9 protein-coding genes are annotated in these 12,579 nt (G+C 66.3%); 6 read left to right on the top strand and 3 right to left on the bottom strand.

Features of this window, described 5'->3' with window-relative positions:
• Positions 1-41: 41 nt before the first annotated feature.
• Positions 42-1,748, bottom strand: coding sequence for a class I adenylate-forming enzyme family protein (locus tag ASF09_RS03765; protein WP_060524986.1), 1,707 nt, complete (start codon positions 1,746-1,748; stop codon positions 42-44).
• A 193-nt stretch (positions 1,749-1,941) separates the two neighbouring features.
• Between ASF09_RS03765 and ASF09_RS03760 the strand changes: the two genes are divergently transcribed.
• The 6 genes from ASF09_RS03760 (at position 1,942) to ASF09_RS03735 (ending at position 9,999) form a co-directional block, all read left to right on the top strand.
• On the top strand, positions 1,942-3,162 hold the full coding sequence (locus ASF09_RS03760; protein WP_060524678.1) for a serine hydrolase domain-containing protein: 1,221 nt from the start codon (positions 1,942-1,944) through the stop codon (positions 3,160-3,162).
• 98 nt (positions 3,163-3,260) lie between these two features.
• On the top strand, positions 3,261-5,291 hold the full coding sequence (locus tag ASF09_RS03755) for a 3-hydroxyacyl-CoA dehydrogenase NAD-binding domain-containing protein (RefSeq protein ID WP_060524677.1): 2,031 nt from the start codon (positions 3,261-3,263) through the stop codon (positions 5,289-5,291).
• 37 nt (positions 5,292-5,328) lie between these two features.
• Positions 5,329-6,633 (top strand): amidase family protein, encoded by a 1,305-nt coding sequence (locus ASF09_RS03750; protein WP_060524675.1) that lies wholly within the window; start codon positions 5,329-5,331, stop codon positions 6,631-6,633.
• A gap of 4 nt (positions 6,634-6,637) precedes the next feature.
• Complete coding sequence (locus tag ASF09_RS03745; RefSeq protein ID WP_060524673.1) at positions 6,638-7,819, top strand: acyl-CoA dehydrogenase family protein; 1,182 nt, start codon at positions 6,638-6,640, stop codon at positions 7,817-7,819.
• 91 nt (positions 7,820-7,910) lie between these two features.
• A complete protein-coding gene (locus ASF09_RS03740) occupies positions 7,911-9,038 on the top strand; it encodes an acyl-CoA dehydrogenase family protein (RefSeq protein ID WP_060524671.1) in 1,128 nt (375 codons plus the stop codon).
• Positions 9,039-9,111: 73 nt separating this feature from the next.
• Positions 9,112-9,999, top strand: coding sequence for an acyl-CoA thioesterase (locus ASF09_RS03735; RefSeq protein WP_060524669.1), 888 nt, complete (start codon positions 9,112-9,114; stop codon positions 9,997-9,999).
• Positions 10,000-10,008: 9 nt separating this feature from the next.
• Here the strand turns inward: ASF09_RS03735 and ASF09_RS03730 are convergent, their stop codons facing one another.
• Together ASF09_RS03730 and ASF09_RS03725 are read right to left on the bottom strand one after the other, a co-directional pair.
• Positions 10,009-11,682 carry an amidohydrolase gene (locus ASF09_RS03730; RefSeq protein ID WP_060524984.1) on the bottom strand — a complete coding sequence of 558 codons (1,674 nt, stop codon included), beginning with the start codon at positions 11,680-11,682 and terminating at the stop codon, positions 10,009-10,011.
• Positions 11,683-11,690: 8 nt separating this feature from the next.
• A complete protein-coding gene (locus ASF09_RS03725) occupies positions 11,691-12,545 on the bottom strand; it encodes an NAD(P)-dependent oxidoreductase (RefSeq protein WP_060524667.1) in 855 nt (284 codons plus the stop codon).
• Between the last annotated feature and the right edge of the window lie 34 nt (positions 12,546-12,579).

The following is a 12,579-nucleotide window of genomic DNA, read 5'->3' as shown; positions in this document are numbered from 1 at the left end:
GACGTTCGTCAGGATCACGGAGTAATATCAGGTACGGTCTCCTAAGTGGACACCCCCACCCGGTCCTCGAACAGCGCCTGGAGATCCTTCTTCATGATCTTCCCGTTCGCATTCCGCGGCAAAGTCTCATGCACGAAGCGCACTGCAACCGGCGTCTTGAACGCCGCCAGATGTTGCCGCACCCAGCTCTGCAACTCCGCCTCGGTCGTCACCGCCCCCGGTGCGAGATGGACCACCGCCGCCGGCTCCTCGCCGAGCATCCGGTGCGGAATGCCGATCAGCGCCGCGTCGGTCACCGCCGGGTGCGCGTAGAGGACGTTCTCCACCTCGCTCGAATAGATGTTCTCGCCGCCTCGGATGATCATGTCCTTGGCGCGGTCGACTATGTAGCAGAACCCCTCGTCGTCGAGCCGGGCGAGATCGCCGGTTCGGACCCAGCCGTTGACGAAGGTCGCGGTGGTCGCGTCTGGCTTGTTCCAGTAGCCCTTCACGATCATCGGGCCGCGTGCCCAGAGTTCGCCGATTTCGCCCAGAGGCATCTCGGTCACGCCGTCGTCCGCCATGATCTTCAGGTCGGCCGCCGCGACTGGTGGTCCCGCGCTGGTCGGGCGGTTGAGGTAATCCTCGCCGCCGTGGTGCGTGACGGTCGCCATCGTCTCGGTCATGCCCCAGCCATTGCCGGGCATCGCGCCGAACTCGGCATAGATGCGCTTCACCAGTTCCGGTGCCGCAGGCGCGCCGCCATAGGCGATCGATTCGAGCGACGAGAGGTCGTAGCGGCCACGGTCGGGATGCTCGAGCAACTGCCACGCAATGGTCGGCACGCCGCCGGTGATGTTGACCTTCTCGCGCTCGATGATCTCCATCGCGCGGATCGTGTCCCATTTCCGCATGAAGATCATCGTACTGCCGGTCGCGATCACCCCCATCATCCCCGCCGAGCAGGCGGTGACGTGGAACAGCGGAATCACCGTCAGCGTGACGCGCGGCGTCGGTTCGGGCGGTGCCTCGCCACGCCGCAGGAACGAGCGGGCGGAGGAATAGCCGCCTGAGATGATGTTCGACATCATGTTGCGGTGCGTGCCGAGTGCCCCTTTGGGCGCGCCGGTGGTGCCGCTGGTGTAGAAGATCGTCGCGTCGTCGTCGGGCGCAATGGTCGCCTCGGGCAGACCTACGTCGGGTAGCGCAGCCCAGTCGTGCGGAGTGCCGATCACGTCCTCCAGCCGCGTCACGATCCCCGTCAGCGGCTCGGCGGCGCGCGCGACGAACACGTGCTCCAGCGCCGGCAGCGTCGCATACGCCGTCTCCAGCCGGTGATGTCGCTCGTCGTCGGTGATCAGCACGCGCGCGCCCGAGTCGGCGAGGCCGTATTCCATCTCCGCGCCGGTCCACCACGCGTTGAGCGGCACCATGATCGCACCGATGCTCGCGCCCGCGAAGAACGCGACCGGCCATTCGGGCAGGTTGCGCATCGCCAGCGCGACGCGCTCGCCGGGACCGATCCCCATCTCGCGCAATCGGTGCGCCAGCACGGCGATCGCGCGAAAGTTCGCCTCGTAGGTGACGCGCTCGTCCTCATACGCTGTGAAGACCCTGTCGCCATGCGCGCGCGCCGCCTCGGCCAGCCAGCGCAACGACGGCGGCGCGTTCTTCCAGACGCGCGTCTCGATGCCGTCGATCGTCAGCGTCTCCATCTCGAACTTCGCGCCGGGCGCGGTCAGCATTCGCTCGGCATCGGCGAGCGACATCGCCGGCCAGGAGGGATCGAGTGCGATGATCGGTTCGCTTGCCAAGACCGGTTGACTCCAGAGTTGAATTTCGGGTTTGGCTTATCGCCTGTTCGAAGACAGGTTATAGTTGATTCATGCCGCACTCAAGGCAATAGAGGCACCAAGTTCGAACTAGGGGTATGGAGCGGGTCATGGCACGGACGGTCGAATCGTGAAAATCGCTGAACCTGCCGCGCACGGCTTCGATGCGAGCCGATTGGCGGCGATCGATACGCTCCTCCGGACGCGCTATATCGATTCGGGCAAGCTGCCGAATGCGCAATTGCTGATCGCGCGGGACGGCGAGATCGTCCATTTCTCGAACGCGGGCGCGGCGCGTGAGGGCGGCAAGAGCGTCGACGAAGGATCGCTGTTCCGGATCGCGTCGATGACCAAGCCGATCACCTCGGTCGCGTTCATGATGCTGGTCGAACAGGGCCTCGTTGCGGTCGATACGCCGGTCCACCACGTGCTGCCCGAGTTCAAGGATATCGGCGTCTATGATGGCGGCGGTGGCGGCGTGCCCTTCGTGACCAGGCCGACCGCCGAGCCGATGCGGATGGTCGACCTGCTCCGCCACACCTCGGGGCTGACCTATAGTTTCCAGAACCGGTCGAACGTCGATGCCGCGTACCGCGAGGGCAAGATCGAGGGCTGGCACGGCGGGTATGACCTCGACGGCTTCATCGGCGCGCTGGCGAAGATTCCGCTCGAATTCTCGCCTGGCACCGCGTGGAATTATTCGGTCGCGACCGACGTGCTCGGCGCGGTCGTGCAGCGCGTGTCGGGCCTGCCGCTCGACCAGTTCTTCAGGGAGCGCATCTTCGCGCCGCTTAAGATGGACGACACCTTCTTCCAGGTTCCTGCCGACAAGCTCGACCGGTTGACCGATTGCTACACGCTCGCGCCGGGCAAGGGCCGCGTGATGTACGATCGCGGGACTGAGAGTGCGTGGAGCCGGCAGCCGAAGCTCGTTTCCGGCGGCGGCGGGCTCGTCTCGACCGCGCTCGATTATCACCGGTTCAATACGATGCTGCTGAACGGTGGCGAACTCGACGGCGCGCGCATCCTAGGGCGCAAGACGCTCGACCTGATGACGCAGAACCATCTGCCCGGAAAATCCGATCTCGCGGCCATGTCGAAGTCGCTGTTCAGCGAGGCGTCGAACGCGGGCACCGGCTTCGGGCTCGGGTTCGCGATCACTGACGACGTCGCGAAGACGATGGTGCCGGGGTCGAAGGGCGAGTTCTACTGGGGCGGAATGTTCTCGACCGCGTTCTTCGTCGACCCCGTCGAGCGCCTGTCGATGGTGTTCATGACGCAGCTTTCGCCGAGCAGTTTCTATCCCATCCGCCGCGAACTGAAGACGATGATCTACGCGGCGATGACCTGAGTTTCCGTTCTCCTGCGCACGCAGGAGTCCAGTATCACACAGGGCTGCCGATGTGGCCCTGGGCTCCTGCTTTCGCAGGAGAACAAGGAGAATAGACGATGACATCGCCGATCCGCACCGAACGCCATGACGACGTGCTCGTCATCATCTCGAACAACCCGCCGGTCAACGCGCTTGGCGCCGCGGTCCGCCAGGGCCTTGAAGCGGCGATTAGGGAAGGCGTGAACGACGACGGCATCACCGCGATGGTGATCCGCTGCGACGGCCGCACGTTCTTTGCGGGCGCCGACATCACCGAGTTCGGCAAGGAGATGGTCGAGCCGGGCTTGCCGACCGTCGTCGACATGATCGAGGCATCGTCGAAGCCCGTCGTCGCGGCGATCCACGGTACTGCGCTCGGCGGCGGCTGCGAGGTCACGCTCGGCTGCCACTACCGCGTCGCCGTCCCGTCGGCGAAGATCGGTACGCCCGAGGTGAAGCTCGGCCTGCTGCCTGGTGCGGGTGGCACGCAGCGTATTCCGCGGATCGCCGGCGTGAAGCTCGCGCTCGAGATGACCGCGAAGGGCGATCCGATCTCGGCCAAGAAGGCACTCGACGCCGGGCTGATCGACAAGATCGTCGGTGAGGACTCGCTCGAGGCCGATGCCGTCGCGTTCGCGCGCGAGATCGCGACCAAGCGCCCCCTGCCCCGTGCGTCCGAGAAGACCGCGCAGGCCGATCCCGATGCGGTCGCCGCGTTCAAGAAGGAGAATGCGCGCCGTTTCCGGAACTTCGACGCGCCGGCCGCCAACATTGCCTGCGTCGAGAAGGCTGCGGACGGCTCCAGCTTCGAAGAGGGCATCGCGTTCGAACGCCAGGAGTTCATGAAGCTCATGATGGGCGTGCAGTCGGCCGCACAGCGCCACATCTTCTTCGCCGAGCGCCAGGCGGCCAAGATCGACGACGTCCCCGCCGACACCAAGCTTCGCGAGATCAAGCGCGTCGGCGTGATCGGCGCGGGCACGATGGGCGGCGGCATCTCGATGAACTTCCTGTCCGCGGGTATCCCCGTGACGATCGTCGAGATGCAGCAGGACGCGCTCGACCGCGGCACCGGCGTGGTGCGCAAGAACTACGAGGCGACCGCCGCGAAGGGCCGGATGAAGCCCGAGCAGGTCGAGCAGGCGATGGGCGCGCTGAAGCCGACGCTCGACTTCGCCGATCTCGCCGGATGCGACCTGATCATCGAGGCGGTGTACGAGACGATGGAGGTGAAGAAGGAGATCTTCACCAAGCTCGACGCGATTGCCAAGCCGGGCGCGATCCTGGCGTCGAACACCTCATATCTAGATATCGACGCGATCGCGGCGTGCACGAAGCGGCCCGAGGACGTGGTCGGGATGCACTTCTTCTCGCCCGCCAACGTGATGAAATTGCTTGAGGTCGTGCGCGGCGACAAGACCGCGGACGATGTGCTGGCGACGGTCATGGCGCTCGCCAAGAAGATCAAGAAGGTCGCCGTGGTGGCGGGCGTCACCTACGGGTTCATCGGCAACCGCATGCTAATGCCGCGGCAGGTCGAGGCGACCAAGCTGCTGCTCGAAGGCGCGAGCCCGGAGCAGATCGACAAGGTCCATGTCGCGTTCGGGATGCCGATGGGGCCGTTCCAGATGAGCGACCTGGCGGGCGTCGACATCGGCTGGCACCGCGACCCGAGCCGGATCGAGAACATCCGCGACGCGCTGGCGGCGGAGAACCGCTGGGGCCAGAAGACCAAGGCGGGCTTCTACGACTATGACGAGAAGCGGACGCCATCGAACTCTCCACGGGTAACCGAGATTATCGACGACTTCCGCAAGAAGTCGGGCGTGACGCCGCGCGAGATCAGCGACGAGGAGATCGTCGTGCGGACGCTTTATACGATGGTCAACGAGGGCGCACTGATCCTCGAAGAGGGCAAGGCGCAACGTGCGTCGGACGTCGATGTGGTGTGGATCTACGGGTACGGCTGGCCGGTGTACCGCGGCGGGCCGATGTTCTGGGCGCAGTCCGAGGGGTTGCCGAAGGTCGTCGCGGGGCTCGAAAAATATGGGTTCCCGGTGGCGAAGTCGCTGAAGGATGCCGCGGCATCGGGTGGTCGACTGAAGTGATCGGTCTCGGTCGTTTCTTGCCGGTAGTCGATCGCTGATGGAGCGGTCTGCGCTCCAGACCGCGGCGGCGATCCGTGCGGGCGAGACTACCGCGCTCGCCGAGTGCGAGGCGGCGATTGCGCGGATCGAGGCGCGCGACGGTGCGATCAACGCCGTCGTCGTGCGCGATTTTGGCCGGGCGCGAGAGGCGGCTCAGGCGCTCGATGCCGAGGGTCCGGACGACCGGCTGCTGTTCGGCGTGCCGATGACGGTGAAGGAATCGTTCGACGTCGCCGGCCTGCCGACCAGCTGGGGCGTCGGGGTCCACCGCGACAACATCGTCGACCGCGATGCCGTCGCCGTCACCCGGCTGAAGGCGGCGGGCGCGGTGATCCTCGGCAAGACCAACGTGCCGGTGCGGTTGAGCGACTGGCAGGCGGATAACCCGATCCATGGCCGGACAAACCATCCGCTCGATCCGACGCTGACGCCCGGCGGATCGTCGGGTGGTGCCGCGGCGGCGCTCGCATCGGGCATGGTACCGCTCGAGCTCGGCTCCGATATCGGCGGCTCGATCCGCGTGCCGGCCGCGTTCTGTGGCGTCTGGGGGCACAAGCCGACCTATGGCGCCTTGTCCGATATCGGCCACCGCGTGCCCGACACCGATGGGGCGAGTGCGGCTCTCGGCGTGATCGGACCGCTCGCGCGCAATCCCGAGGATCTGGCCGTTGCGCTGGCCATCCTCGCCGACATCCCCTTGCCGCGCGCGACCGTCGACTTAGCCCGACCACGCATCCTGCTGCTCACCGCGCATCCCTCGGCACGCGTCGATTCGTCGATCGTCGGCGCAATCGGGCGCGTCGGCGATGCCCTCGCCGCGGCCGGCGCCATCATTTCAAGCGCACCCCCGCCGATCGACCTCGCTGCTCAGCACGCCGACTATATGCGGATGCTCGGCATCGCGATGACCCGCGGCGGACCTGCGCGCGACGGCAAGGTCGCGACGTTGTCGCACTGGTTCGACCTGCTCGATTCGCAGGCGCGGATGCAACGCGCCTGGGGTGCGCTGTTCGAGCAGTTCGACGCGGTGATCGCGCCGGCGAGCGGCGTTAACGCCTTCCCGCACATCGCCGAGCGCAACGTCGCGCGGCGCACGCTGTCGATCGACAGCGAGGATACCCCGTTCGGCGTCCAGTTCGCCTGGGCAGGCCTCGCCACCTTCCCCAATCTCCCCGCGACCAGCGTGCCCGTCGGGACCGACCCGCGCGGCCTGCCGATCGGCGTGCAGGTCATCACCAACCGTTACCGCGACCACGACGCGATCGCCGTCGCCGCGCTGTGCAATCGACTAAGCAGGAGCTGATCCGATGTCCGACCTCGATACTTTCCGGTCCGAAACCCGCGCGTGGCTCGCGGAGAATTGCCCGCCCGAGATGCGCAAGCCGGTGCGCTCGGAGGACGACGTCTGCTGGGGCGGGCGCCAGTTCAAGCCTTCGACTCCTGCGCAGAAGGAGTGGCTCGACAAGATGGCGGCCAAGGGCTGGACGGTGCCCGACTGGCCCAAGGCCTATGGCGGCGGCGGTTTGTCGCCCGCCGAGACCAAGATCCTGCGTGAAGAGATGGCGGCAATAAAGGCGCGCAACCCGCTCAATTCGTTCGGGATTTCGATGCTCGGGCCGGCGTTGCTGAAATACGGTACCGAGGAGCAGAAGCTCGATCACCTAACCAAGATCGCGCGCGGTGAAATCCGCTGGTGCCAGGGGTATTCGGAGCCGAATGCGGGGTCCGACCTTGCCGGGCTCGCCACATCGGCGGAGGACAAGGGCGACCATTATCTCGTCAACGGGCAGAAGGTGTGGACCTCCTACGCCGACAAGGCCGACTGGATCTTCTGCCTCGTTCGCACCGACAAGACCTCGAAGCAGGGCGGGATCAGCTTCGTGCTGTTCGACATGGCGTCGCCGGGCGTCTCGACCAAGCCGATCCTGCTAATCAGCGGCAATTCGCCGTTCTGCGAGACGTTCTTCGACAATGTCGAGGTGCCCAAGGTCAACCGCGTCTACGAGGAGAACAAGGGCTGGGACGTCGCGAAATACCTGCTCGGGCATGAGCGCGAGATGATCTCGGGGATGGGGCTGGCGTCGAGCGGCGGCAATCCGTTGATCGACGGGGCGATCGCGACCGTGGGTCTTGGGCATGACGGGCGGCTGGCGGATCCGTTGCTGCGCGCGTCGATCGCGTTGTTCGAGGTGCGCGCGAAGGCGTTCGGGGCGATGTCCGAGCGGTTCATCGACGAGCTGAAGGCGGGCAAGGCGCATCCGGCTCAGCCGAGCATGATGAAATATTACGGGACCGAGCTGAACAAGGGTCGGTACGAATTGATGATGGCGGCGGGCGGATCGGATGCGCTCGAATGGGACAGCGATCGATCGCGCGGCGGGGCGATCCCGCGGTCGTGGCTGCGCACCAAGGCGAACTCGATCGAGGGCGGGACGAGCGAGATCCAGCTCAACATCATTGCCAAGCGGATTTTGGAATTGCCTGCCTGACCTTTGACCGTTCTCCCGCGAAAGCGGGAGCCCAGAATCACGAACGCTGCGCGTGGGGCTCCTGGGCCCCCGCCTCCGCGGGGGAACCAGAATGCCACTGTATCTAGACGACGACCAGACCGTCCTTCAGGACACCATCCGCGATTTCGTGGCGGAGCACGCGCCCGTGAGCCACATGCGGGCCTTGCGCGATGCCGAGGACGCGACCGGCTTCTCACGCGACTTGTGGAAGCAGTTCGCGGAGATGGGCTTTACCGGAATCCTGATCGGCGAGGACCAGGGCGGGCTCGGGCTCGGCCATGTCGAGGCGGGCGTGGTGCTGGAGGAGATCGGGCGTAACCTGTCCCCCTCCCCGTTCCTGTCCACCGCGGTCGCAGCGGTCGAGGCCTTGAAGGGCACGGCGCAGGCCGAGCGGTGGTTTCCTGGCATCATCGCCGGCGAGACCGTCGCGGCGTTGGCGATCGACGAGGGTGCCAAGCACCGCGACACCGTGGCGATGACCGCCGAACGCTCGGGCAACGGCTTCAAGCTGACCGGCGCCAAGCGGTTCGTCACACATGGCCACACCGCCGACCTGATCATCGTCGCCGCGCGCACCGGCGGTAGTGCCGACGATAAGGACGGTATCACGCTTTTTGCAGTGCCGAAGGATGCCGCAGGACTGACGGCACACGCCGAGCGCCTCGCGGATTCGAGCTTGGCCGCGCGGCTCGAGTTTGAGGGCGTCGAGGTCGATGCGGACGCGGTGATCGGCGAGGTGGATGCCGGCCGGACGCCGCTCGATCGCCTGTTGCGCGCAGGCCGGACCGGGGCGTCGGCGGAACTGCTCGGCGTTGGCGGAGGCGCGATGGACATGACGATCGGCTACATGAAGGAGCGCAAGCAGTTCGGGACGCTGATCGGCAGCTTCCAGGCGCTCCAGCATCGTGCTGCGCATCTGTATTCGGAGATGGAGGTGGCGCGCGCCGCCGTATTGAAGGCGCAGCAGTTGCTCGACCAGGGCAGCGACCGCGCCGACGAGGCGGTCTCGGTGGCCAAGGCGATGATCGCGCTGGCGACCACGCTCAGCGTACAGGAGGGCATCCAGATGCACGGCGGCATCGGCATGACCGACGAATACGACATCGGCTTCTACATGAAGCGCGCGCGGGTGCTGGCGGAGATGTTCGGGGACGCGAACTTCCACGCAGATCGGCTAGCGGTAGCGGCGGGGTATTGACCCAAACCTGTCCCCCCGCGAAGGCGGAGGCCCAGTCTGGGCTCCTGCCTTTGCAGGAGAACAAGGAAGTTAGATGACCGCGGAAACTGCCGATACGTCGCCCGAAGCGCTCGCCCGGGGTCTCGTTGACCTGCTCGAGATCGAGGAGGTCGATACCGATCTTTACGTCGGCAAGCGCCAGCCTGGCGGAGTCGGTCGCGTGTTTGGCGGACAGGTCATCGCGCAGGCTCTCCAGGCAGCACAACGCTCGACCGACGGCCCGAAGACGGCGCACTCGCTGCACGCGTATTTCATGCGGCCGGGCAACGAGGACTATCCGATCGTCTTCCGCGTGGTCCGCGACTTCGAAGGCCGCAGCTTCGCCACTCGGCGTGTGATCGCGATGCAGAAGGGCCAGCCGATCCTCAACATGGCGGCGTCGTTCCAGATGCCGGAAGAGGGGCTGCACCATCAGCACGCGATGCCCGACGTACCGCCGCCCGAAGACCTTCGCTCCGACCGCGACCTGCGCCTCGAGAATATCGATGGCATCCCCGAGAAATTCCGCGCGCACATGCTCCGCTGGCGGCCGATCGAGGTGCGCCCGGTCAACCCACGCAGCTGGATCGACCCTGCCCCGCAAGAGCCCCACTACGCCAACTGGTTCCGTCTGGTCGCGCCGATCGGCGACGATCCGGCGATGCACCGCGCGATCCTCGCTTATGCGTCGGACATGGCGCTGCTCGGCACCGCGCTGCTGCCGCACGGCAAGAACTGGATCACGCCGGGCCTACAGACCGCCAGTCTCGACCATTCGCTCTGGCTGCACGAGGATTTCCGCGCCGACGACTGGCTGCTCTATGCGTGCGACAGCCCATGGTCGGGCCATGCACGCGGCTTCAACCGCGGCAAGATCTACGCACGAGACGGCCGGCTCGTCGCCAGCGTCGCGCAGGAGGGGCTAATTCGGATGCGCCAGTAACCCGCGCGGTTACTTGCGTACCCAGACCTTCTCGCCACCGATCCACGTCTCGCTGACCTTGGTCGCGCGTAGATCGGTCGACGACGCAAGCATAGGGTCCTTGTCGACGACGATGAAGTCCGCGCGCTGGCCCGGCGCCAAAGCACCAAACTGCTTCTCGGCGAACCCGGCATAGGCCGCCGCACCGGTCATCGCCCACCAAGCCTGTTCGCGCGTGACGAGTTCCTGCGGCTGCCAGCCGCCCTGAGGTTGGCCATCGGCATCCTGCCGCGTGAACGCCGCAGCCCAGGTCGCGAACGGATCGGGCTTCTCGACCGGGAAGTCGGTCCCGAACGCGAGCTTGGCGCCATTGGTCAGCATCGATTTCCACGCATAGGCGCCGACGAGCCGGTTCGGCCCAAGCCGCGCCTCCGCCATCTTCCAGTCGCTGGTCGCGTGGGTGGGCTGCATCGACGCGATCGTGCCGTATTTGCCGAACCGCGGCAGGTCGCTCGGATCGACGATCTGCGCATGCTCGATCCGCCAGCGGCGATCGCCGGTATAGGTGTCGCTCTCGACCTGGATCGCGTCGAGCACTTCCTGATTGGCCTTGTCGCCGATCGCGTGGACCGCGACCTGATAGCCGTCCATCGCCGCGCGGCTCATCTGGTTCTGAAGTTGCGCATCGGTCAGGAAGCCGAGGCCCGACTGACCCGGTGCATCGGAATACGGCCTCAGCAGCCACGCGCCGCGCGATCCAAGCGCACCGTCCGCATACAGCTTCACGCCGCCCATCCGCAGGCGATCGTTGTACAGCCAAGGCGTCGGCCCCTTGCCGCCGATCCGGCTCGCGGTGTCGATCCCGAGCGCATAACTCATGATCCGCACACGAAGCCCGCCGATGTCCGCCATCCGGCGATAGGTAAGCCAGTCATCGAGGGTGGTGCCCATGTCGGCGACAGCGGTGACGCCGTAGCCGAGCAGGATGCTTTGCGCGGTGAGGAACGCGGCGTCGCGCTCCTTTGGGAGGGGTTGCGGCACGACCTTCTCGATTAACGCCTGCGCGCCATCGACGAACACGCCCGCAGGGGCGCCACCGGTCTTCTCGATCCTGCCGCCAGACGGCGAGACCGTCGCATTCGTGACACCGGCCTCACGCATGGCCTCGCGGTTCGCCCAGCCGGCGTGGCCGTCGGCGCGCGACAGCCAGATCGGGTGGCCACCCGAGACGGATTCGAGATCGGCGGCGGTCGGGAAACGACCCAGCCCCCAGACCTCCTGGTTCCAGCCGCGCCCGAGGATCCACTTCCGATCGGGATTGCCCGCGATGTACGCGGCGATCCGCACCTTCGCCTCGTCGAGCGACTTGGTCATCGACAGATCGAGCGACAACGCGCCGAAGCCGAGTTCGAGGACATGGCCATGCGCATCGACGAAGCCCGGCAGCACCGTTTTGCCGCCCATGTCGACGCGCCAGTCGTAGAGCGGCTTGCCGGCGTTCTTTTTCAGCTCCTTGCGGCTGAGCTTGGGCGCTTCTTCGCCCGGCGGCACGAGCCGCGTCACACGCCCGTCCTTGTCGACCAGGATCGCCTTGAAGTGGATCACGCGGCCACCGTCGGCGACCGTGATGCCGTTGACGTTGTCGACGATCCCATCGGCAAAAGCTGGTGTGGAGAGCAGCGCGATCGCGGCTGCGGAAACCATCAGACGCATCACTTCGGCAATCTCCGCACCAGCGCGCTCGTATCCTGCCGAGCGCCGCCCATCTTCTGCACGTCCGCGTAGAATTGATCGACCAGCGCCGCGACCGGCAGCACCGCGCCGTTGCGTCGCGCTTCGTCCAGCGCGAGGCCCAGGTCCTTGCGCATCCAGTCGACCGCGAAGCCGAAGTCGAACTCCTCCTTCGCCATCGTCGGCCAGCGATTGACCATCTGCCAACTCTGCGCCGCGCCGCCCGAGATCGCCTCGAACACCTTGTCGAGATCGAGCCCGGAGTTTTGCGCGAACCGCAGCGATTCGGCGACGCCCTGGATCACGCCGGCGATCGCGATCTGGTTGCACATCTTGGTCGTCTGGCCAGCCCCCGCCTCGCCGACATGGACGATGCGCGCGGCATAGGCCTGCATGAAGGGTTCGGCCTTTGCCATCGCTTCGGCCGAGCCGCCGCACATGATCGAAAGCTTACCGTTCTCCGCGCCAGCCTGTCCGCCCGATACGGGGGCATCGACCACCAACGCACGCTTGCCCGCGAGCCGCCGCGCGATCGAGGCGGAGACCGTCGTGTGATCGACGAACACCGCGTCGTCGCGCATCGCGGCGAACGCGCCGTCCTCGCCTAAAGTGACACCGGCCAGATCGTCGTCGTTGCCGACGCAGGCGAACACGGCCTCGGCGTCCTTCACCGCTGCCGCGGGCGTGTCGGCGACCTTGCCGCCATATTTATCGGCCCATGCCAACGCCTTGGCCTGAGTCCGATTATAGACGGTGACGTCGTGTCCTGCCGCGGCGAGGTGCCCCGCCATCGGCGCGCCCATGACGCCGGTTCCGATGAATGCCAGTTTTGCCATAGCCTTCGCGCATAAGCGGTGTTTCCCACGCGCG

The sequence above is a fragment of the Sphingomonas sp. Leaf242 genome, from assembly GCF_001422045.1.
In the GTDB taxonomy this organism is placed as follows: Bacteria; Pseudomonadota; Alphaproteobacteria; order Sphingomonadales; family Sphingomonadaceae; genus Sphingomonas.
Note: the sequence above shows the minus strand (reverse complement) of the source record. Positions and strands in the feature narration are given on the sequence as shown.